Here is an 18986-nt window from a genome sequence, read left to right as displayed (position 1 = left end):
TCAGGCCGCGTAGCCCGAGGCGGAGACGCCGCTCATCGGCGCCGGAATGGCCGTGCCCTCATCGGCGTATTCGTTCAACTTGTTGCGCAGAGTGCGGATCGAGATGCCCAGGATGTTGGCCGCATGGGTGCGATTGCCCAGGCAGTGGGTCAGGGTGTCCAGGATCAGCGTCTTTTCCATCGCCGCCACGGTCTGGCCCACGAAGCTGCGGGTCACGGCGTCGGCCGCCTGGGCGGCGCGGGCGGCCACCCCGGCTTGCGGCGCCTCATAGGCCTGTCCCGCCATCATGCCCGCGCCCACGCCGCTCAGCGGCTGACCATCCGGCAGGCGGATGGCGTCGACGTCGATCTCAGGGCCGGTCGCCAGCAGCACCGCGCGGTGCATGGCGTTTTCCAGCTCGCGGACGTTGCCCGGCCAGCGATGGGCCGAAATGGCCTGACGCGCGGCGGCCGAGATCGGACGCACCGGCACGCCGTTGGCAGCGGCGTATTTCTTGATGAAGTGGTCGGCCAGAACCACGATGTCGCCGGGCCGCTCGCGCAAGGACGGCAGGCGCAGGTTCACCACGTTCAGGCGATACAGCAGGTCCTCACGGAAGGTGCCTTCCGCCACGGCCTTGGCCAGATCGCGGTTCGAGGTGGCGATGATGCGGATGTTGACCGAAACCGGCTTGGAGCCGCCGACGCGGTCGATGACGCGCTCCTGGATGGCGCGCAGCAGCTTGGCCTGAAGCCGGGCGTCCATCTCGGAGATTTCGTCCAGCAGAAGCGTGCCGCCGTCGGCCTCTTCGAACTTGCCGATGCGGCGCGCGACGGCGCCGGTGAAGGCGCCCTTCTCGTGGCCGAACAGTTCGGATTCCAGCAGATTGTCGGGAATGGCGGCGCAGTTGACGCTGATGAAGGGGCGTTCGGACCGGCGCGAATGCTCGTGCAGATACCGCGCCATCACCTCCTTGCCGACGCCGCTTTCGCCGGTGATCAGGATCGAGGCTTCCGAGCGCGCGACCTGATTAGCCAGTTGCAGCACGGCCTTCATCGAGGGGTCGGCCGAGATCATCGGCTTTTCGTCATCAGCGACGGCCGACAGAACGGCGGCGATCAGTTCGGCGTCAGGGGGGAGCGGGATGAACTCCTTGGCGCCGGCCTTGATGGCGGCGGCCGCCTCCCGCGCGTCGGCGTCGACGCCGAAGGCCACGACCGGAATGGTGATCCGCTCGGCCTCGTTGGCGGCGATCAGGGCGGCGATGTCCAGCTGATAGTCGACCATCAGCAGGTCGGCGCCCTGCCCCCGGCGCAGTTGTTCGGTCGCCTGGTCAGCGCGCTCGACGTGATTGACCTTGGCGCCGTGCGCCATGGCCATCTTCACCGCCGAAGCGAGCTGGCCGCTCAGTCTGCCTACCACCAGAAGACGCATCGTTCTTCTCCTCTAATCTCTAAAGCCGGTCGCCAATCAGGCGCCCGAATCCTCGGTCTTGATGATTTCCGTCATGGTCACGCCCAGCCGATCGTCGACGACGACGACCTCGCCGCGCGCGATCAGGCGGTTGTTGACGAAGATGTCGATCGCCTCGCCGACCTTGCGGTCCAGCTCCAGCACCGAGCCCTTGTTCAGCTTCAGCAGTTGGGCCACCGACATGTGCGATTTGCCCAGAACGGCCGAGATGTTGACCGGCACGTCAAAGACGGTCGCCAGGTCGGCGGCGCTCTTTTCGCCGCTGTCGTCCAGGGGCGGCAGGCCCGAAAGGCCGGAGAATTCCTCCAGCGCCAGGTCGTCGGATGCCATTAGAACATGCTCCTGTCGACGGGAAGGGTTTCGGCGTGTCCGGCCTCGGCGGCCAGGGCGGCGGTCAGGGCCTCAGCGACGCGGCCGGCCGAGCCTTGCGGATCGTGATCAGCGCGCCCGTCGGCCCATTCCAGCTGGAAGGCGGCCTGGGCCATGCCCGGTTCATCGCGGAAGGCGACCACGCCGGTGAATCCGCTGTCGGCGCAGGCGCGCTCGATCAGGCCGCGCGCCTCGTCATCCAGGCCCGAGGCGCGAACCACTAGACGCGGCGAGGCGTCGATTTCCTGCGCCAACAGTTCCAAAGCGGCTTTCAGCGGCGCACGCGGAAACTGGTCCAGAGCGGCCCCTGCGATGGTGCGCGCAGCAGCCAGGGCCAGGTCAGCGGCCTGTTCGCGGTGCGCCTGGGCCACAGCCTTCAGGGTCGGCATGGCCGATGCGACAGCCTGGGCGATATTGCTCAGGGCCATGGCGCGGATGTTCTCGACCTCGGCGAGGGCCTGTTCGCGCGCTTCCAGACGCCCCTGGGCGACCAGGGCCTCGACCTCGGCCGGCAGATAGGAGCGCTTGGCCGGCGTCCAGGCGCCGGGGCGCACGACCGTGCCGTCCGCGTCGAACTCGGTGTCGAAGGCGAAGAGGCGCCGGATTTCAGGGGACTGGGTCATGTCAGTAGATCAACTCGTCGTCGGAGCCCTGACCAGCCAGCATGATGTCGCCCTTGGCGGCCAAATCCTTGGCGACCTGAACCATCGCCATCTGGGCGCCGTCGACATCCTTCAGACGCACCGGTCCCATCGACTCCATGTCCTCGCGCATGATCTTGGCGGCGCGCTCGGACATGTTGGAGAAGAACATTTCGCGCAGCCCTTCGGACGCCCCCTTCAAGGCCAGGCCCAGCGCGTCCTTTTCCACGGCGCGCAGCAGGGTCTGCACCCCGCCCGGATCCAGCTTCGACAGATCCTCGAACACGAACATCAGGGCGCGGATGCGTTCGGCCGACTCGCGGTTGCGCTCTTCCAGGGCCCCGATGAAGCGGGCCTCGGTCTGGCGGTCGAAGCTGTTGAAGATGTCGGCCATCATCTCGTGGCTGTCGCGCTTGGAGGTCCGCGCCAGGTTCGACATGAACTCGGTGCGCAGCGTCGCCTCGATCTTGTCCAGGATCTCGCGCTGCACCGGCTCCATGCGCAGCATCCGCTGGACGCATTCCAGGGCGAAGTCTTCCGGCAGGCTGGTCAGGACGCGGGCGGCGTGGTCCGAACGCACCTTGGACAGGATGACGGCGACGGTCTGAGGGTATTCGTTCTTCAGATAGTTCGCGAGAACCGCCTCGTTCACATTGCCCAGCTTGTCCCACATGGTGCGACCGGCCGGGCCCCGGATTTCCTCCATCAGGCCGTCGACGCGATCCTTGGGCAGGAAAGCGGCCAGCAGCTTTTGCGTCTGCTCATAGCTGCCGATCACGGCGCCGGAGCCGGACAGCCCCGAGACGAACTCGATCATCAGAGCCTCGACCGCCTCGGCGCTGACATTGCCCAGGGTCGCCATCGCCTGGGAGATTTCCTTGACCTCGTCGTCGTCCAGCCGCTCCCACAGGGCGGTGTGCTCCTCGCCCAGCGCCAGCAGGATGACGGCGGCCTTCTCCGGTCCCGACAGCTTGTTGGGATCGTCGATCGAGGCCTTCTTGTTGACCAGCTTCGCCATCAGCCTTCCGCCACCCAGGTCCGCAGTATGCCGGCCGCATCATCGGGATGCGCCTGAACGAAATCGGCGACCTTCTTGACCGAGGACGCCTTCACCTGACCCTCGATGCGGGCGATGTCGATTTTCTGATCCATCTCGCTGGGCGCCGGCAGTTGAACCATCTGCGGCTGACCGTCGGCCCCGATGACCGTGGTCGCCACCGTGGTGACGGGTACCCCGTTCGCGCCCGCAAGCGCCGGCAGATTGGCCCCGCCGCCCGCCGCCGTCTTCAGCAGGGGACGCAGCACGAAGAAGATCAGCAGCAGGGCGACGACCGTCAGGATGCCCAGCTCGACGAAGCGCATGATGTCGTTCTTGGAGAAGTCCAGCAGCGACGACTTGCCGTCCAGACCGCCCTCGATGCCGGTGTCGTGGTTGAAGCGGACGTTGATGACCTCGATCTTGTCGCCGCGTGTCTCGTCGATGCCGGCGGCGGCGGCGACCAGCGACTTGATCTGGGCGATCTCCTCGGCGGTGCGCGGCGCATAGGTCGGCTCGCCCTTGCCGTCCTTGGCCGGCGTCCACTTGCCATCCACGGCGACGGCGACGGCCAGCTTCTTGACCTCGCCTGGCTCCTTGGTCGTGGTCGTGGTGGTCTTGGAGATTTCGTAGTTGGTCGTCTCGGCGTTTTCCGAGTTGGTAGAGCCGACGGGCGTCGTGCCGGGCGCAGCGCCGCCAGGGATGTTGTTGGCTGCAGTCACGCCGCCGTCGGCCTGGCCGCTGTTGTCGGCGGATTGCGAGCCGTTGGTCGTGGTCGAGCGGACAACCTGACCGTCAGGATCGAACTTCTCTTCCTGGGTCGTGGCGCGGCTCTGGTCGATGTCGGCCGTGACCTGAACACGAGCGGCGCCGGCGCCGACGACGCCTTCGACGATATCCTTGATGCGCGCTTGAAGCTGGCTCTCGGTATTGCCCTTGGCCTCGGCGGCGGAAGCCGAGGTGAAGGTTCCGTCGTCGCTGCCGGCCGCCAGGGTGCGGTTGGTCTGGTCCGCCACGGTGACGCGGTCGGGCTTCAGGTTCGGCACGGACGAGGCCACCAGGTTGCGGATCGCCCGCACCTGGTCGCTCGTCAGGTCACGCCCGCCCAGCCCCACCAGAACGGCGGCGGTCGGTTCGCCGGCGGCCGAGGTGAACATCTCGCGTCGCGGCATGGTGATGTGGACGCGGGCGGCGGTGATGCCGCGCATGGACATGATGGTGCGCGACAGTTCGCCCTGCAGGGCGCGCTGTTCGTTCAACTGCTGCTGGAACTCGGTCTGGCCCAGCACCGACTGGCTGTCGAACAGCTCATAACCGACCGATCCGGACGTCACCAAACCCTTGCCCGCGACCAGCATCCGCGCCGTGCCGACCTCGTCGCGGTTGACCATGATGGTCGAGCCGTCGCCCTTGGACGAATATTTGATGCCGGCCTGATCCAAGGCGGCGGTGATCTCGCTGGCTTCGCGCAGATCCAGGTTGGAATAGAGCAGCGCGTCGGGCGCCTGGCCCATGCGCAGCATGACGGCGACCAGCACGGCGGCCACGCCTGCGGCGACGCCGAGGACCGCAGCCAGACGGCCGATCCCGAACTTCTGCAACGCCGCTGTGAAGCCGCCCACGCGCCCCCGCCCCCTACTCGCGGGAGACACGAACGCCCCGCTAGGCAGAAAATGCCGCCTGGATGGTAAACGTCGCGTTAAGACCCGCTTAAGGGCGCGCCCCGCCCGCCTGAAGCTGCGGCAAAACCGCCGTCGCACCCGACGGCAGTGGGGCTTTCGGATCTCTCAACCATGACACGACGTCGCGATAGACGATCTCGGCGTCCAGATCGCGGTTCAGCAGATGCCAGCCGTTTGGATACCAGGCGGTCCGCAGCGCCCCGCCCTCCCGCTCCGCCCGCTCCAGCGCCAGCTTCATCGGCCCCTTCTTCACCACCTCGTCGTGGGCGCCGTACATCAGGATGGCGTCGCCCCGGATGCGGCCCAGGCTGCGGGACGAGGCTTCCATCAGATCGACCAGCCCATAGACGGTGTCGAACCGGGTCGCGAGGATGCTCATCGGGTCGCGCCCGTTGCGGATCAGCTCAAGCGTATTGGACGAGGCGTGGATATCGCGCGTGATGAACTCCGGCGGCTCCAGCGCCACGTCGCCCAGCGCCCGCGCCGCAATGTTCAGCGCCGCGCTGTTCAACGGTCCTTGCGTCGACCAGCCCCAGACGCCGGGCGCCAGCAGCACCACCCGGTCCGCATCCGGCGGATTGTCGGAGCCGAAGGCCGCCGCCGTCACAGACCCGCCCATGCTCTCGCCCACCACGGCGATGACGGCATGGGGATAGCGGGCGCGCGCCATGGCGGTGATCTCGCGCAGATCATCGGTCATCCGCTGCTGCCCGGCCCATTCGCCCCGCCCCGGCGCTCCACCGAAGCCGCGCTGATCATAGGACCAGGTCTCGATCCCCTGCTCGGCCCACCAGGGGCCGGCCAGACGGAAGCTGGCGTCGTGATCGTTCATGCCGTGGAGGGCCACGATCACCGCCCAAGGCGCCCCATCCTTTGGCCCCCAATGCAGATACGGCAGGCGCGCGCCGTCCGACATGACCAGCGCCCGATCCTCGACATGGGCGCCGACAAAGCCCGGCGGCGGCGTCAACGGCGGCTGAATGTGGGGTGCGGCGCAGGCCGAGAGAATGAGCGCGGCGGTCAGCGGCATAAGTCTGGAGGCGATCAAGGCCATGTGTCCCAAGCAGCGCTCATGATACCACCGGCGAGTCCTTCTCGCTGGAGCGAACGGCCGCCGGATTTGCAGAAGTCAGAATGCGCCGAACCCGTTCCCGGAGATAGGGAAGCACCTCCGCCTCGAACCACGGATTCTTCCTAAGCCAAGCCGTATTGCGCCAAGACGGATGCGGCAGCACCAGCAGATCCGGTGCATACTCCCGCCACGCCCTAATCGTTTCGGTCATGGTCCGCTTGGCCTTATCGCCCAGCGCCCACGCCTGGGCATAGCCGCCGACCAGCAGGGTCAGTTCCATCTGCGGAAGGGCGTCCAGCAACTGCGGTCGCCACAGTTCCGCACAGCGTGTCGGCGGTGGATAGTCGCCGCCTTTCGGCGCGGTGCCTGGATAGCAGAAGGCCTGGGCCGCCACCCCGATGCGCGGGTCGGCGTAGAAGGTCTCATAGTCCACGCCAATCCAATCACGAAGACGATCGCCCGAGGGATCCGTGAACGGCAGGCCGCTCTCGTGGACGCGTCGTCCCGGCGCCTGGCCGCAGATCAGCAGCCGCGTTTCGGGAAAGACCCGCACCACCGGGCGCGGCGTGTGCGGCAGGACGCCCGCGCAGGCGCGACAGGCGCGGATGTCGTTCAGGATATCCTGGAGATCAGTCGTCATCGCCCTCGACGACCGGCGGACGGCGGCTCAGCGCCAGGGCCGTTTCTTCCTCGGTCGCTTGGCGCAGGCGCGTGACGCCGCGGAAATTGTCCGGATCGACCGCCTTGCCCTTCTTGGTGATGGTCAGCTTGCCCTGGCGCATCAGGCCCAAAGCGGTCGCGCGGACCTTGGGCAGCATGCGCTGCCACTGCTCGCGCTGTAGCTCTTTGGCCACTTCCGCCGGCTCAATGCTCTTGCCGGGCTCAAGCGCGGCGATTTTGTTCAGGATTGCGGTTTCGATCGGGTCGCTCATTGCGCCTATATGCTGCAACGCACGCCCATAAGTAAGGCCGAGTCTGCATGCCCAAGAAAATCACCATCACCGAGGGCGAGTTCGCCGGCTGGCAGACCTACGATCTGCACGACACCTTCGACACGGTGGTCGGCCCCTTCTACGGCAAGCCGGATCCCGACGGGCACATGCGCTGCGCCTTCCGCGCCGAGCAGAAGCATATGAACGCGGGCGGTCGCATGCACGGCGGATGTCTGATGACTTTCGCCGACATCGCCATGTTCCAGATCGCCTATCAGGAGATGGAAGGCGCCTCGGGCGTCACGGTCCAGCTGGACTCCACCTTCATCGACGGCGGCTATGTCGGCGAACTGATCGAGGCCACGGGCCAAGTCACCAAGGCGGGCAAGAGCCTGATTTTCGTACGGGGTCAGATCAATACCGGCGAGCGCCTGTTGATGACCTTCTCGGGCGTCATCCGCAAATTCACGCCGCGCGGCTGAAGCGCGCGATCACCGAGAGCATCAAGGCCAGTCCCGCAGCCGGCCATAACGCCGCCAACCCCAGCCATTGGTAAGTCAGGGCGCCTAAAACCGCACCTGCCGTCAATCCAGCCCACAGGGCGAGATAGGGACGATAGGTCGTACGGTCGCGCCCGGTTGCAGCGGCGGCCAAGGCTTGCCCGAGCTTGACCAGAGCGCCGGTCATATAGGTCAGGCTGACGCCGACCTCTCCATTTCGCAGGAAGACCGAATTCTCCGCCCCCATTGCCGCGACCATCAGCAGGATGGCCAGCGACGTCAGACCGAACGCCGCCGCCAAGGCCGCACAGGCCAGCAACAGTCCTTCGAAAAATAAAACTCGGCTGCGTGACCGCGCGCCCTCACCCCCGGCGATCAGCGCCCCGAGGAACGACCCAAGCACGAAGACCGCGAGAATGGCGGCCAGATGCCCGACGGCCAGCCAGTGTCCCGAGGCCAGGTTGGCGGCCAGACGCGTGGAGTTGCCGCTCATGAACGAGACGAAGACGCCGCCAAGCTGTAGGAAGCCCAGACTGTCCACATAGCCCGCAAGCCCCGCCAGCAGCAGCGCCAGTCCACGGTCCAGCGGGGCAAGCGCGCGCATCGAATCTAGGCCCGCCTCAGAACCCGAACACGGCCGCCGGCATCGCGCCGACGATGGCCGCGGTCATCAAGGTGGCCAGGAAGCCGGCGAACAGGCCCTTCCAAACCATGCCCAGCACCTCCTCACGGCGTTCGGGCATCAGGACCGACAGGCCGGTCACGGTGATGCCGACCGAGCCGATATTGGCGAAGCCGCACAGGGCGTAGGTCATCAGCATCCGCGTGCGCTCGGTCATCTCAGCGGCCGGCACCTTGCCCAAGTCGATGAAGGCGACGAACTCGGTCAGGGTCAGTTTGACGCCCAGCAGCCAGCCTGCGACATCGGCGTCCTTCCACTCGACCCCGATCAGCCAGGCGACTGGCGCAAAGATCCAGCCCAGCATCCGCTCGACGGTCAGGGGCGCGTCGAATACCACGAACCCGCCCAGCATGACGTTGACCAGGGCGACCAGGGCCACGAACACGATCAGAACCGCCGAGATATTCAGCACGACCATCAGGCCGTCCGACGTGCCTTTGACGATGGCGTCGATGGCGCTGTCGTATTTCAGGGCCGAGTCATAGTCTGCGACCGCGCCGCCCATCCCCTGTTTCTCGGGGATGATGATCCGGGCCAGCAGCACGCCGGCCGGCGCCGAAACGATCGACGCCACCAGCACGTGGCCTGCCGCATTGGGCAGCACCGGCGACAGGATCGTCGCATAGGCCACCATGGTCGAACCGGCGACCGTCGCCAGGCCCACCACCATCATCAGGAAGATCTCGGACCGCGTCAGCTTGTCCAGATAGGCGCGGATCACGATCGGGCTTTCGATCATGCCTAGGAAGATGTTGGCCGCGACCGCCAGGGCTGATGCTCCGCCCAGACCCATCGTCTTCTGGAACAGAAAGCCGAAGCCCAGGGTGATCCACTTCAGGATCTTCCAATGCCAAAGCAGGGCCGACAGGGCGGAAATCACCAGGATCAGCGGCAGAACCTGGAAGGCGAAGGTGAAGAGCGCGCTCTGGTTCGAGACCGTATAGGGTTGGTCCCCGCCGGCCAGATAGCCGAAGACGAACTTGGTCCCCTCGGTCGTCGCGACCGCCAGACCGTCCACCGCGCCCGTCACCGCCGCCAGCACCGCCTGCGAGCCGGGAATGGCGAACAGGGCCAGCACCAGCCCGGCCTGCACCAGGATCGCGCCGATCGTCAGCCGCCAGGGGAAGGCCTTGCGGTTTTCCGAGATCGCCCAGCAGACCGCGACGATGACGACCAGACCCAGAAGGCTCTGGAGGTTCAGGAGGCTGAACATGAAAAACGATCCCCGCACCCGGCGCGCCTGCCGGTCTTTATTCGCTTCAAGGACAAAGTGACGCGGCTGGCAAGCGAAACGAAAAAGGGCGGCCCCTTAAGGGGCCGCCCTCATCCTGTCGTCGCGCTCCGGCTTACAGCTGACCGCGCACCAGCTTGCCGTAGTGATCCATCAGATCCAGCGACAGGGCGCCGGGGGTGAAGCGGTATTCGCCCACCTCGGCGACCGGGGTCACCTCGACGGCCGTTCCCGTCAGGAAGCATTCGGTGAAGTCCGACAGCTCTTCCGGCTTAATCTCGCGCACCACGACCTCGATGCCCTTCTCGCGGGCGATCTCGATCACCGTCTGGCGGGTGATGCCGTCCAGAATGTGCTCGACGTTCGGCGTGTGGATGACGCCGTCCTTGACGAAGAAGACGTTGGCGCCGGTCGCCTCGGCGACATAGCCGCGCCAGTCCAGCATCAGGGCGTCGGCGAAACCGCGGCGCTCGGCGGCGTTCTTGGACATGGTGCAGATCATGTACAGGCCCGCCGCCTTGGCTGTCGTCGGGGCCGTCGCCGGATCGGGACGACGCCACTTGGACCATTCCAGACGCAGGCCGCGCGCCTTGACCTCGGGGTCGAAATAGCTGGGCCAGTCCCACACGGCGATCGCCAGGTGAACCTTGTTGTTCAGGGCCGAAACGCTGGTCTGTTCCGGGCCGAGGTAGGCGACGGGACGCACATAGCAGTCCGTCAGACCGTTCTTGGCGCAGGTTTCCTTACAGAAGGCGTCGATTTCAGCGACGCTGTAGGGTATCTCGAAATCGAGCAGGTTGGCGGACCGCTTCAGGCGCTCGGAATGTTGCGTCAGCTTGAAGATTTCGCCGCCGTACATACGCTCACCCTCAAAGACCGACGAGCCATAGTGAAGGGCATGGGTCAGAACGTGCGTTTTCGCTTCCCTCCAGGGGACGAAATCGCCATTCACCCAGATGAAGCCGTCACGATCGTCGAAAGGAACGAAGGCCATTGAAATACGTCTCCCGCGAAACTGACGGTCTTAGAGCCGCACGAATCGCTCAGGTCAACGCCGCAAGCGGGGGAAACGTCGCATGAGCATGACGGAATCGCGTTCGCATGGCCGCTCAGGCCCCATCGCCGGCCCCGGCGTCGGCCGCCATCTGCTGATTGTCGACGACGACGATCGCATCCGCGAACTGCTGAAGGAATTCCTGGCGCGCGAAGGCTATCGCGTGACGGGCGCCGCGCACGCGGCCGCCGCCAAGCGGATGATGGAGCTGATCGAGTTCGATCTGGTCGTGCTGGACGTCATGATGCCGGGCGAAAGCGGCCTGGACCTGACCAGCTGGGTCCGCAACAAGGCTGAACTGTCCAAGACGCCCGTGCTGCTGCTGACCGCGCGCGGCGATCCCGAGGATCGGATCGAAGGCCTGTCGCGCGGCGCCGACGACTATATGTCCAAGCCGTTCGAACCGCGCGAACTGGTGTTGCGCATCGACGCCATCCTGCGCCGTACCGGCGGCAAGCCGATTGGTCCCAGGGAGATCAAGCTGGGCACCGCCGTCTTCGACATGGAACGGCTGGAGTTGAGCCGCGACGGCGCGCCCCAGCGCCTGACCGAGGCCGAGGCCCAGTTGCTCAAGACCCTGGCGCTTCATGCCCATGCGCCGGTCGAGCGGATGAGCCTGTCGCCGGATACCGCCGACATCACCGGCCGCGCCGTGGACGTCCAGGTGACGCGCCTGCGCCGCAAGCTGGAAGTCGATCCCAAGAACCCGCGCTATCTCCAGACGGTGCGCGGCGTCGGCTATATGCTGGCTCCCGACTGAGCCGATGCGGCTTCTGCCCGCCTATCTGTGGCCGCGATTTCTGAAGCGGCGCCTGCCGACCTCGCTCTGGGGCCGGTCGCTGCTGATCATCGTCCTGCCGGTGCTGGTCATGCAGATGGCGGTGACCTGGGTCTTCTTCGACGCCCACTGGCAGACGGTGACCGCGCGCCTGTCCGAAGGCCTGGCCGGCGACATCGCCTGGGCCGTAGAGAGCTATGAGGACGACCCCAGCCCGGCGAACCTGGACAAGCTGGCCAATCGCGCCGAGCGGTCCATGTCCCTGTCCATCGTCCTTCAGGATGGGCGGACCCTTCCGACGGAAGAACGCCGCGGCGCTATCGGCGTGGTGGACCGGGTGCTGGACAAGGCCTTGGACGCGCGTCTCGACCGCCCCTACTGGTTCGACACCACCCGATATCCCGCCTACGTCGACATTCAGGTGCAGGAGCCGCAAGGGGTGCTGCGCATCATCGCCCCACGCGAGCGCGCGGTGGCGACCCAGGCCCATATCTTCGTCCTGTGGCTGGCGGTGGCGACCGTTCTGTTGATGGGCGTCGCCATTCTGTTCATTCGTAATCAGGTCCGCGCCATCGAGCGTCTGGCCGACGCGGCCGAGGCCTTCGGGCGTGGCGAGACCGTGCCTCGGTTCAAGCCGCACGGTGCACGCGAGGTTCGCGCCGCCGCCGTCGCCTTCATGGCCATGCGAGACCGAATTCAGCGCCACATCGATCAGCGCACTGCCCTGCTGGCCTCGGTCAGCCACGACCTGCGCACGCCCCTGACCCGTCTACGTCTCGAACTGGCTCTGGCTCCACCCTTCAAGCGCCAGTCCGCCATGCGCGGCGACCTGGACGAGATGGAGCATATGATCGACGAATACCTCGACTTCGCCCGTGGCGAAGCGGGCGAACCGCCGAAGCCTGTCCCGATCTCCGAACTGCTGAAGGCGGCCGGCGAGGATGCAAAACGCGCCGGCGCCGAGGTCGAAGTTGTCGTGGCTGATGGCCTGACCGCCTCCGTTCGCCCCCTCGCCTTCAAGCGCGCCCTGGTGAACCTGGCCGGCAACGCCGCCTCGCATGGCGAGAATGTGCGCCTGTCGGCCCGCGCCCTGGCGTCAGGCGGGCTGGAGATCATCGTCGAGGACGACGGACCCGGCATCCCCGAGGCCATGTATGACGAAGCCTTCCGGCCCTTCTCGCGCCTGGACGACTCTCGCAACCAGAACCGCAAGGGCGTCGGTCTGGGCCTCGCCATCGCGCGCGATGTGGCGCGCGGCCACGGCGGCGACGTCACCCTGGATCGCAGCGAACTGGGCGGGTTGAAAGCGACGATCCGCATCCCCGGCGCGGTCACCGTCGCCGAGTCCGCCTGAGGCTTGAAAGCTTTCGTCGGCAGGGTCTGGCGGAACGGCGCTGCAAGGGTCATCTTGAGAGCGACAAGGCTTGGAGATGATTTCGATGCGTAAACTCGCCTTCTTTGCACCCCTGGCCGCGACACTCGCCGTCGCCGCCATGGCTCAGGCTCAAGCGCCGACGGTGAACGTCACGGTCGGGCCGCAGCTTCAGCGCGAGGTCGAAAAGCTCGGCGACCGCGAGGTCAACGAGCAGATCGTCGGCCTTCAGGCCGAGGTCGGAAAGGCCTTGGCCCAGCGTTATCCGGGCGCGACGGCCAATCTGGTCCTGGTCGACCTGAAGCCGAACCGGCCGACCTGGGAGCAGGTGCGCCAGACGCCGGGCCTGGATCCGATCCGCAGCGTGTCGATCGGCGGCGCGGCCATCAAGGGCGAGATCGTCACGGCTGACGGTGTGACGCGGCCGGTGGACTATTCCTACTTCACGCCGAACATCAACGATGTGTGGGGTTACAGCGTCTGGCGTGACGCCGATCGCGCGTTTGAACGCTTCGGCGATCAGATCGAGCGCGGACGCTTCTAGGCGCCCATCTCTCGGTTGCGTCTGACCGCCGCCGCGACCGTCTCGTCCAGCATCGCCGTGAGGCGGCCGTCCTTCGCCATGGCGTCAAGCCCGGCGCGGGTCGAGCCGCCAGGCGAGGCGATGCGGCCTATCAGGGCTTCCAGCGCGTCGTCACCCATGGAGTCGGCTGCGGACCTCAGGGTCGCGCGCGCCAGCACATCCGCCGTCGCCGCATCCAGACCCGCCGCCTCCCCGGCCCGCGCCAGCGCTTCGGTGAAGGCGTAGAAATAGGCTGCGCCCGACCCGGCCACCGCTGTCGCCGCATCCATCAGCGCCTCGTCGGCCAGCACGACCGTCTCGGCCATCGGCTCGAACAACACCCGCCCGACGTCCTTGGCTCGCGGGTCCGCCGACCAGACAGAGGCCACGCCGCGCCCGCGCGACACGCCGGTCGTCGGCATCGCCCGTACGATGGGCCAGCCTCCCAGGCCTTCGGCCAAGGTCGGCGCCGTCACGCCCGCCATGACCGACAGAATGACGGCTCGGTCATTCAGGAACGGCGCCAGCGGAGCCATCACTTCACGCCACATGGCCGGTTTCACCGCCAACACGATCACCGCCGCCTCGGTCAGGACCTCCAGCGGCGGATTGATCCGCGCGCCCTTGGCCCGCGCCATCTCGGCCGCTGGCTTTTCTGACGGGCTGAGAATGATCAGGTCGGACGCCGCCACCGTCTCGGTCAGCAGCCAACCTTCCAGAATGGCGGAGCCCAGCCGGCCGCAGCCGACCAGGACGACGGGACCCGCCACGGATTCCGAGCTTGGCATCAGGCGGTGCCGACGGTCTCGAACAGGCAGGCGTCGATCGCCTCCTGCGGCTTCTTGTTCCCGCGCACCATGAAGTCGAAGGCGGGATAGTAGCGATCCGAAGCCTCGATGGCCGCGTCGATCATGGAGGCCGCCTGGGCCAGGGTCGGGCGCTCGCCCATCGGCAGGGCCAGCGAATGGCGGAAGACGATCTCGCCGTCCTCGGCCCACACCTCGAAATGACCCATCCAGGTGCGCTGGTTGATCAGACCGACCAGCTCATAGGCCGCCGTCTTGCGGCTCTTGGCCACCTTCAGATCCAGCGCACAGCACAGCTGCAGACAATCGCCCTCGGGGCGCCAGGCGAACCATAGCTCATAGTCCTTCCAGTCGCCGGCCAGAGCAAAGGCGAGGTCGCCATCGTCGGTGCGGTCGAAGGGAAGGTTCTCGGCCGTGAGCACATGCTCGACGACCTCAAGCGGGTCGAAGGGCACGTCCACTTCTTCTGGCCGGGCGATGTCCATCAAGTGTCTTTCACGCTGCGTCCGCGAGAATCGCGGGCGTTAACAGAACGGTAAGCCTGTTCGCAGATTCGGCTCAACCGGCTGCGTCCCCGGGTTGAGTTCCATCTGTGGACGTTCCCTTCGCGGGCTTTGCGGCCGGCTTTTGGGCGGCCTTCAGCTCTGCGATCTCGGCACGCAGAGCGGCGATCTCGTCCTTCAGAACATCGAACTCGTCGCGACGGACCAGATCCATTTCGGCGGCGATCCGGTCGGCCTGGGCGCGCCAGGCGGTCTTGGCCTCTTCACCCGCGGCCTGGGCCAGGCCCATGGCGCCGGTCGTCAGCTTGGCGAACTCGTCCAGAATGGGATTGCGGGTCTGCATGGCGGCTCCGACCTCAACGTCGTTAACGAAGGTTCACCGACTATGGTGAACGAAACCTTTCTTTCTGCTGCTTCGCGGGCGCCATCAAGGCGTCGTGATGCGTCTTCACAGGCGACGACGGCGGCGACGCTTGCTAAACCGCTGTCAAAGACAGTCCCGCACAGGAACGCCCCTTGCCCTTTCCCGAATTCGATCCGGTCCTGATCCACCTCGGACCGCTTCCGATCCGCTGGTACGCGCTGGCCTATGTCGCCGGCATCGTGCTGGGCTGGTGGTACGCCGCACGTCTGGCCAAGACCCAACGGCTGTGGGCGCCGGGCAAGCCGCCCGTCACCACGACGCAACTGGACGACCTGGTTCTGTGGATCGTGCTGGGCATCATCCTGGGCGGCCGCCTGGGCTACGCCCTCTTCTACAAGCCGGCCATGTACGGCCAGCTGTTCACCGGCCAGACGCTGGGAGAGCGGTTCGAACTGTTCCAGCTGTGGACCGGCGGCATGAGCTTCCACGGCGGCTTCCTGGGCGTCTGCCTGGCCATCGTCCTCTATGCCCGGTCGCAGAAGATCGACATGCTGCGCCTCGGCGATCTGGTCGCGCCCGTCGTGCCGATCGGCCTGATGTTCGGTCGCCTGGCCAACTTCATCAACGGCGAGCTGTGGGGCCGCGAGACGACCGTTCCCTGGGCCGTGCGCTTCTGCAACGCCCGCATCGAACAGATGTACGGCTTCTGCCCCGCAGGCGATGCGCCCCGCCACCCCAGCCAGCTCTATGAGGCGGGTCTTGAGGGAATCGTCCTCTTCTCCGTCCTTTCCATTGCCATCTGGAAGTTTGGCCTGCTGAAGAAGCCCGGCTATATCACCGGCCTGTTCCTGGTGGGCTATGGCGTCTGCCGTGCGGCGCTGGAGAATGTGCGCGAGCCGGATATCGGCATGCCAGATTTCCCGTTTGGCCTGACCATGGGAATGATGCTGTCGATCCCGATGATTTTGGTCGGCGCTTGGCTGATCTGGCGCGCGTGGAAGCGTCCGCCGGCCGCCGCTGAGGCATGAGCGAGGCAGAAACCCTAAAGGCCCGTCTGGCGCGCGAGATCGCCCTGACGGGCCCGATGACGGTCGCCGACTACGTGACCCGCTGCCTGCACGATCCCAAGGGCGGCTACTATGCGTCGCGTCCGGACTTGGGCGCGCGTGGCGACTTCATCACCGCCCCTCTGGTCAGCCAGATGTTCGGCGAACTGATCGGCCTGTGGGCGGTCGAAACCTGGAACCGGCTGGGCGCGCCCGAGCGATTTCGCCTGGTCGAGGTCGGCCCTGGCGACGGCACATTGATGAGCGACGCCTTGCGCGCCGCCCGCCTGGTCCCGGGCTTTCTTGAAGCCTGCGATCTGGTCCTGATCGAACCCAGCGCTCCCTTGCGCGACCTCCAGGCCAAGGCCCTGGCCAGCGCCGACCTGTCGCCGCGCTGGGTCCGCAGCCTGACGGCGATCGAGACCGACGCCCCGGTCATCCTGATCGCCAATGAGGTGCTGGACTGCATGCCCGCCCGTCAGTTCGTCCGCACCGACGGCGGCTGGGCCGAGCGCCGCATCGGCGTCACAGACGACGGCGACCTGATGTTCGGCCTGACCGGCATTTCCGGCGGCTTTCAAAAGCCGGATTTCGAGATCGCGCCGGGCGGCATTCTGGAAATTTCGGACCAGCAGGCGGTCTTTGGCCGCGACCTCGGCCTGCTGATGAAGGCCGCCTCGGGCGCCGCCTTGCTGATCGACTACGGCCGCGCCCGGCCCGAAGCCGGCGACACGCTCCAGGCTTTGCGTCATCACCAGAAGGTGGATCCCCTCGCAACACCAGGCGAAGCCGACCTGACCCAATGGGCCGACTTTCCCGTGGTGCTGGAAGCGGCCGTTCGCACGGGCGCCGACGTCACCGGCAGCCTGCACCAAGGCGACTTCCTGCGCCGGCTGGGCATTGAGGCCCGCGCCGAGGCGCTGAAAGCCGGCCGGCCCGCCGCCGCCGACGTCATTGCGCGCCAGCTGGATCGGCTGACCGGCGACGACCAGATGGGAACCCTGTTCAAGGCCGCCGCCATCTTCGCCCCCCGATCCCTGGTCGTGCCCGGCTGGGACGCCTGATATAGGTGGGGGGCATGAGCGACCTGGCCCCCATCACCCATCCGCTTCTGACCGCCGCCGGCATCGCCCACGGCTTCTTCACCCGTGCGGGCGGCGTCTCGACCGGCATCTATGAAGGGTTGAACGCTGGCGTCGGCTCCAAGGACGAACCGGCCGCCGTCGCCGAAAACCGCCGACGTGTCGCGGGCCATTTCAACGCCGACCCTGGCCACCTGAACGGCTGCTACCAGATCCATTCCGCCGTGGCGCGTGTGGCCGAAGGTCCCTGGCATGGCGACCGGCCGGAAGGCGACGCCGTCGTCTCGGCCGAGCCCGGCCTGCTGTGTTCAGTCCTGACCGCCGACTGTGCGCCGATCCTGATGGCCGATCCCGACACCCGCATCGTCGCCGCCGTCCATGCCGGCTGGAAGGGCGCGATGGGCGGCGTCATCCACTCCGCCGTTTCCGCCATGCAGGCCCTGGGCGCCGAGCCTAGGCGAGTGGTCGCCGTCGTCGGCCCGTGCATCGCGCCCGCCAGCTATGAGGTCGGCGTCGATTTCGAAGATCGTTTCACCCACCATGATCCTGGCAGCGACCGCTTCTTCCACCCCGGAGAGACCGACGACAAACGCCAGTTCGACCTGCCCGGCTTCGTCCTGTGGCGGCTGCAGCAGGCGGGGATCGGTCAGGCCGTCTGGACCGGCCACGACACCTGCGCGGGCACAGAGCGGTTCTATTCGAACCGCCGCGCCTTCCAGCACGGCGAGCCGGACTTCGGTCGATTGATTGCGGTGATCGGGGCTTAACCGGCGCGCGCCAGCTCCGGCACGCGGGTCACTTCCCGCCACGCGTGCGGGGCGGCCAACAGGGCGCGGACCAGCTTGTTGTTCAGGGCGTGACCGGCCTTGTAGCCTTCGTAGCGACCCAGCAGCGGCGCGCCCAGCACATACAGGTCGCCGATGGCGTCCAGCGCCTTGTGACGCACGAACTCGCGTTCCATGCGCAGGCCGCCGGGGTTCAAAATCTCGTCGCCGTCGATGACCACAGCGTTCTCCAGCGAGCCGCCGCGCGCCAGGCCTGCCTTGCGCAACGCCTCGACCTCATGGGCGAACCCGAAGGTGCGGCAGGCCATGATCTCCTTGCGGAAGGTCGGTTCGTCCACGACGAAGTCGATCACCTGATTGCCGATCACGGCCGACGGGAAGTCGATCTCGAACCGCATCTCGTAGCGGTCGCACGGCATCAGGGCCGCATGCTTGTCGCCCTCGACGACATGGACCGTTTCCAGGATCTCAATGTAGCGCTGCGGCGTCGGCTGCGGTCGGAAACCGGCCCGGTCCAGCAGCTTAACGAACTCCAGCGCCGAACCGTCCAGGATCGGCAGCTCCGGTCCGTCGACCTCGACCACGGCGTTCGACACGCCCAGTGCGGCGAAAGCGGCCATCAGATGCTCGATCGTCGACAGGCGAACACCCGCGCCGTTCTCGATCATGGTGTTCAGGCGGGCGTCAACGACGGCCTCGCCCGACACCGGAATGCGGTTGTCGCGGTCGGTGATGTCGGTGCGCACAAAGACGATGCCCGTGCCCGATGGCGCAGGCCGAACCGCCAGCCGCACCCGGCGGCCGGTGTGCACCCCGACCCCGGCGATGATGGCCGGGGCGACGATGGTGCGTTCGTGATGGTCGCGTCTGACCGACAAACCTGAACTCGCTCTTTCCTTTGCGCGCCGCACGCCGTGCGGATTGCCTTTGCGCGCCGCACGCCGTGCGGATTGCGCCTGGGTTTCATCTAGCGGTCATGCCGCAAGCGCGAAATCAAAGTCCGGTTTCGGATTGTTTCGGTCTGAGACACGTCCGAG

The 18986-nt window shown here is 66.7% G+C and carries 22 protein-coding genes; 7 read left to right on the top strand and 15 right to left on the bottom strand.

Going from position 1 to position 18986, the window contains the following annotated elements:
- The 8 genes from flbD to JX001_RS06750 all read right to left on the bottom strand — a co-directional run bounded on the left by flbD (nt 1) and on the right by JX001_RS06750 (nt 7184).
- A complete protein-coding gene (flbD, locus tag JX001_RS06785; protein WP_205682838.1) occupies nt 1-1413 on the bottom strand; it encodes a sigma-54-dependent transcriptional regulator FlbD in 1413 nt (470 codons plus the stop codon).
- 36 nt (nt 1414-1449) lie between these two features.
- Nucleotides 1450-1782 carry a flagellar motor switch protein FliN gene (gene fliN / locus JX001_RS06780; RefSeq protein ID WP_039246916.1) on the bottom strand — a complete coding sequence of 111 codons (333 nt, stop codon included), beginning with the start codon at nt 1780-1782 and terminating at the stop codon, nt 1450-1452.
- Nucleotides 1782-2444 (bottom strand): FliH/SctL family protein, encoded by a 663-nt coding sequence (locus JX001_RS06775; protein WP_205682837.1) that lies wholly within the window; start codon nt 2442-2444, stop codon nt 1782-1784. Before JX001_RS06775 ends, fliN begins: the two co-directional genes overlap by 1 nt.
- 1 nt (nt 2445) lies before the next feature.
- Nucleotides 2446-3480, bottom strand: coding sequence for a flagellar motor switch protein FliG (gene fliG / locus JX001_RS06770; protein WP_205682836.1), 1035 nt, complete (start codon nt 3478-3480; stop codon nt 2446-2448).
- The gene (fliF, locus tag JX001_RS06765) at nt 3480-5120 is read right to left on the bottom strand and encodes a flagellar basal-body MS-ring/collar protein FliF (protein WP_205682835.1); all 1641 of its coding nucleotides are present in this window, start codon (nt 5118-5120) and stop codon (nt 3480-3482) included. The genes fliG and fliF overlap by 1 nt, the downstream gene beginning before the upstream one ends.
- Nucleotides 5121-5208: 88 nt before the next feature.
- Complete coding sequence (locus tag JX001_RS06760; RefSeq protein ID WP_241004792.1) at nt 5209-6234, bottom strand: alpha/beta fold hydrolase; 1026 nt, start codon at nt 6232-6234, stop codon at nt 5209-5211.
- Nucleotides 6235-6250: 16 nt separating this feature from the next.
- Nucleotides 6251-6892, bottom strand: a complete 642-nt coding sequence (locus JX001_RS06755; protein ID WP_205682834.1) for a uracil-DNA glycosylase family protein — start codon at nt 6890-6892, stop codon at nt 6251-6253.
- Nucleotides 6882-7184 (bottom strand): DUF3253 domain-containing protein, encoded by a 303-nt coding sequence (locus JX001_RS06750; protein WP_205682833.1) that lies wholly within the window; start codon nt 7182-7184, stop codon nt 6882-6884. The genes JX001_RS06755 and JX001_RS06750 overlap by 11 nt, the downstream gene beginning before the upstream one ends.
- A gap of 47 nt (nt 7185-7231) precedes the next feature.
- Here JX001_RS06750 and JX001_RS06745 point away from each other — a divergent pair, with 47 nt between their 5' ends.
- A complete protein-coding gene (locus tag JX001_RS06745) occupies nt 7232-7666 on the top strand; it encodes a PaaI family thioesterase (protein WP_017504495.1) in 435 nt (144 codons plus the stop codon).
- On the opposite strand, the gene JX001_RS06740 is transcribed toward JX001_RS06745, so the two are convergent.
- The 3 genes from JX001_RS06740 to JX001_RS06730 all read right to left on the bottom strand — a co-directional run bounded on the left by JX001_RS06740 (nt 7650) and on the right by JX001_RS06730 (nt 10591).
- Nucleotides 7650-8288 (bottom strand): YoaK family protein, encoded by a 639-nt coding sequence (locus JX001_RS06740; protein ID WP_205682832.1) that lies wholly within the window; start codon nt 8286-8288, stop codon nt 7650-7652. The genes JX001_RS06745 and JX001_RS06740 overlap by 17 nt on opposite strands.
- 16 nt (nt 8289-8304) lie before the next feature.
- On the bottom strand, nt 8305-9579 hold the full coding sequence (locus JX001_RS06735; protein WP_205682831.1) for a NupC/NupG family nucleoside CNT transporter: 1275 nt from the start codon (nt 9577-9579) through the stop codon (nt 8305-8307).
- A 133-nt stretch (nt 9580-9712) separates the two neighbouring features.
- A complete protein-coding gene (locus tag JX001_RS06730) occupies nt 9713-10591 on the bottom strand; it encodes a branched-chain amino acid aminotransferase (protein WP_045810405.1) in 879 nt (292 codons plus the stop codon).
- A gap of 88 nt (nt 10592-10679) precedes the next feature.
- Between JX001_RS06730 and JX001_RS06725 the strand changes: the two genes are divergently transcribed.
- The 3 genes from JX001_RS06725 to JX001_RS06715 all read left to right on the top strand — a co-directional run bounded on the left by JX001_RS06725 (nt 10680) and on the right by JX001_RS06715 (nt 13345).
- On the top strand, nt 10680-11411 hold the full coding sequence (locus JX001_RS06725) for a response regulator (RefSeq protein ID WP_404419666.1): 732 nt from the start codon (nt 10680-10682) through the stop codon (nt 11409-11411).
- A gap of 4 nt (nt 11412-11415) precedes the next feature.
- Nucleotides 11416-12783, top strand: coding sequence for a sensor histidine kinase (locus JX001_RS06720; protein ID WP_205682829.1), 1368 nt, complete (start codon nt 11416-11418; stop codon nt 12781-12783).
- 85 nt (nt 12784-12868) lie between these two features.
- Complete coding sequence (locus tag JX001_RS06715; RefSeq protein ID WP_205682828.1) at nt 12869-13345, top strand: hypothetical protein; 477 nt, start codon at nt 12869-12871, stop codon at nt 13343-13345.
- On the opposite strand, the gene JX001_RS06710 is transcribed toward JX001_RS06715, so the two are convergent.
- The 3 genes from JX001_RS06710 to JX001_RS06700 form a co-directional block, all read right to left on the bottom strand.
- Nucleotides 13342-14133, bottom strand: a complete 792-nt coding sequence (locus JX001_RS06710) for a pyrroline-5-carboxylate reductase family protein (RefSeq protein WP_241004791.1) — start codon at nt 14131-14133, stop codon at nt 13342-13344. The two genes, JX001_RS06715 and JX001_RS06710, sit on opposite strands and share 4 nt — an antisense overlap.
- A gap of 17 nt (nt 14134-14150) precedes the next feature.
- Nucleotides 14151-14654 (bottom strand): type III secretion system chaperone family protein, encoded by a 504-nt coding sequence (locus tag JX001_RS06705; RefSeq protein ID WP_017504503.1) that lies wholly within the window; start codon nt 14652-14654, stop codon nt 14151-14153.
- A gap of 73 nt (nt 14655-14727) precedes the next feature.
- The gene (locus tag JX001_RS06700) at nt 14728-15015 is read right to left on the bottom strand and encodes an accessory factor UbiK family protein (RefSeq protein ID WP_153922568.1); all 288 of its coding nucleotides are present in this window, start codon (nt 15013-15015) and stop codon (nt 14728-14730) included.
- Nucleotides 15016-15188: 173 nt separating this feature from the next.
- On the opposite strand from JX001_RS06700, the gene lgt reads away from it, so the two are divergent.
- The 3 genes from lgt to pgeF are packed head-to-tail and all read left to right on the top strand — an operon-like array spanning nt 15189 to nt 17931.
- Complete coding sequence (lgt, locus tag JX001_RS06695) at nt 15189-16064, top strand: prolipoprotein diacylglyceryl transferase (protein ID WP_039246902.1); 876 nt, start codon at nt 15189-15191, stop codon at nt 16062-16064.
- Entirely contained in the window at nt 16061-17146 is a 1086-nt protein-coding gene (locus tag JX001_RS06690; RefSeq protein WP_205682826.1) for a class I SAM-dependent methyltransferase, read from the top strand. The genes lgt and JX001_RS06690 overlap by 4 nt, the downstream gene beginning before the upstream one ends.
- 14 nt (nt 17147-17160) lie before the next feature.
- Nucleotides 17161-17931 (top strand): peptidoglycan editing factor PgeF, encoded by a 771-nt coding sequence (gene pgeF, locus JX001_RS06685; RefSeq protein WP_205682825.1) that lies wholly within the window; start codon nt 17161-17163, stop codon nt 17929-17931.
- Here the strand turns inward: pgeF and lpxC are convergent.
- Complete coding sequence (lpxC, locus tag JX001_RS06680) at nt 17928-18827, bottom strand: UDP-3-O-acyl-N-acetylglucosamine deacetylase (RefSeq protein ID WP_205682824.1); 900 nt, start codon at nt 18825-18827, stop codon at nt 17928-17930. The two genes, pgeF and lpxC, sit on opposite strands and share 4 nt — an antisense overlap.
- Nucleotides 18828-18986 lie beyond the last annotated feature (159 nt).

Origin of the sequence: Brevundimonas fontaquae, from assembly GCF_017086445.1 — a bacterium.
Taxonomy (GTDB): Bacteria; Pseudomonadota; Alphaproteobacteria; order Caulobacterales; family Caulobacteraceae; genus Brevundimonas; species Brevundimonas fontaquae.
This window is presented reverse-complemented; position numbering and strand designations above follow the sequence as displayed.

Excerpts from the sequence above, each read along its gene's own strand:
- fliN (WP_039246916.1), bottom strand. The coding sequence starts at position 1,782 with ATGGCATCCGACGACCTGGCGCTGGAGGAATTCTCCGGCCTTTCGGGC.
- JX001_RS06690 (WP_205682826.1), top strand. The coding sequence starts at position 16,061 with ATGAGCGAGGCAGAAACCCTAAAGGCCCGTCTGGCGCGCGAGATCGCC.
- JX001_RS06735 (WP_205682831.1), bottom strand. The coding sequence starts at position 9,579 with ATGTTCAGCCTCCTGAACCTCCAGAGCCTTCTGGGTCTGGTCGTCATC.
- JX001_RS06715 (WP_205682828.1), top strand. The coding sequence starts at position 12,869 with ATGCGTAAACTCGCCTTCTTTGCACCCCTGGCCGCGACACTCGCCGTC.
- JX001_RS06750 (WP_205682833.1), bottom strand. The coding sequence starts at position 7,184 with ATGAGCGACCCGATCGAAACCGCAATCCTGAACAAAATCGCCGCGCTT.
- JX001_RS06745 (WP_017504495.1), top strand. The coding sequence starts at position 7,232 with ATGCCCAAGAAAATCACCATCACCGAGGGCGAGTTCGCCGGCTGGCAG.
- JX001_RS06760 (WP_241004792.1), bottom strand. The coding sequence starts at position 6,234 with ATGGCCTTGATCGCCTCCAGACTTATGCCGCTGACCGCCGCGCTCATT.
- JX001_RS06705 (WP_017504503.1), bottom strand. The coding sequence starts at position 14,654 with ATGGACATCGCCCGGCCAGAAGAAGTGGACGTGCCCTTCGACCCGCTT.
- JX001_RS06755 (WP_205682834.1), bottom strand. The coding sequence starts at position 6,892 with ATGACGACTGATCTCCAGGATATCCTGAACGACATCCGCGCCTGTCGC.
- JX001_RS06725 (WP_404419666.1), top strand. The coding sequence starts at position 10,680 with ATGACGGAATCGCGTTCGCATGGCCGCTCAGGCCCCATCGCCGGCCCC.
- fliG (WP_205682836.1), bottom strand. The coding sequence starts at position 3,480 with ATGGCGAAGCTGGTCAACAAGAAGGCCTCGATCGACGATCCCAACAAG.
- JX001_RS06730 (WP_045810405.1), bottom strand. The coding sequence starts at position 10,591 with ATGGCCTTCGTTCCTTTCGACGATCGTGACGGCTTCATCTGGGTGAAT.
- pgeF (WP_205682825.1), top strand. The coding sequence starts at position 17,161 with ATGAGCGACCTGGCCCCCATCACCCATCCGCTTCTGACCGCCGCCGGC.
- JX001_RS06720 (WP_205682829.1), top strand. The coding sequence starts at position 11,416 with ATGCGGCTTCTGCCCGCCTATCTGTGGCCGCGATTTCTGAAGCGGCGC.
- flbD (WP_205682838.1), bottom strand. The coding sequence starts at position 1,413 with ATGCGTCTTCTGGTGGTAGGCAGACTGAGCGGCCAGCTCGCTTCGGCG.
- JX001_RS06740 (WP_205682832.1), bottom strand. The coding sequence starts at position 8,288 with ATGCGCGCGCTTGCCCCGCTGGACCGTGGACTGGCGCTGCTGCTGGCG.
- JX001_RS06700 (WP_153922568.1), bottom strand. The coding sequence starts at position 15,015 with ATGCAGACCCGCAATCCCATTCTGGACGAGTTCGCCAAGCTGACGACC.
- JX001_RS06775 (WP_205682837.1), bottom strand. The coding sequence starts at position 2,444 with ATGACCCAGTCCCCTGAAATCCGGCGCCTCTTCGCCTTCGACACCGAG.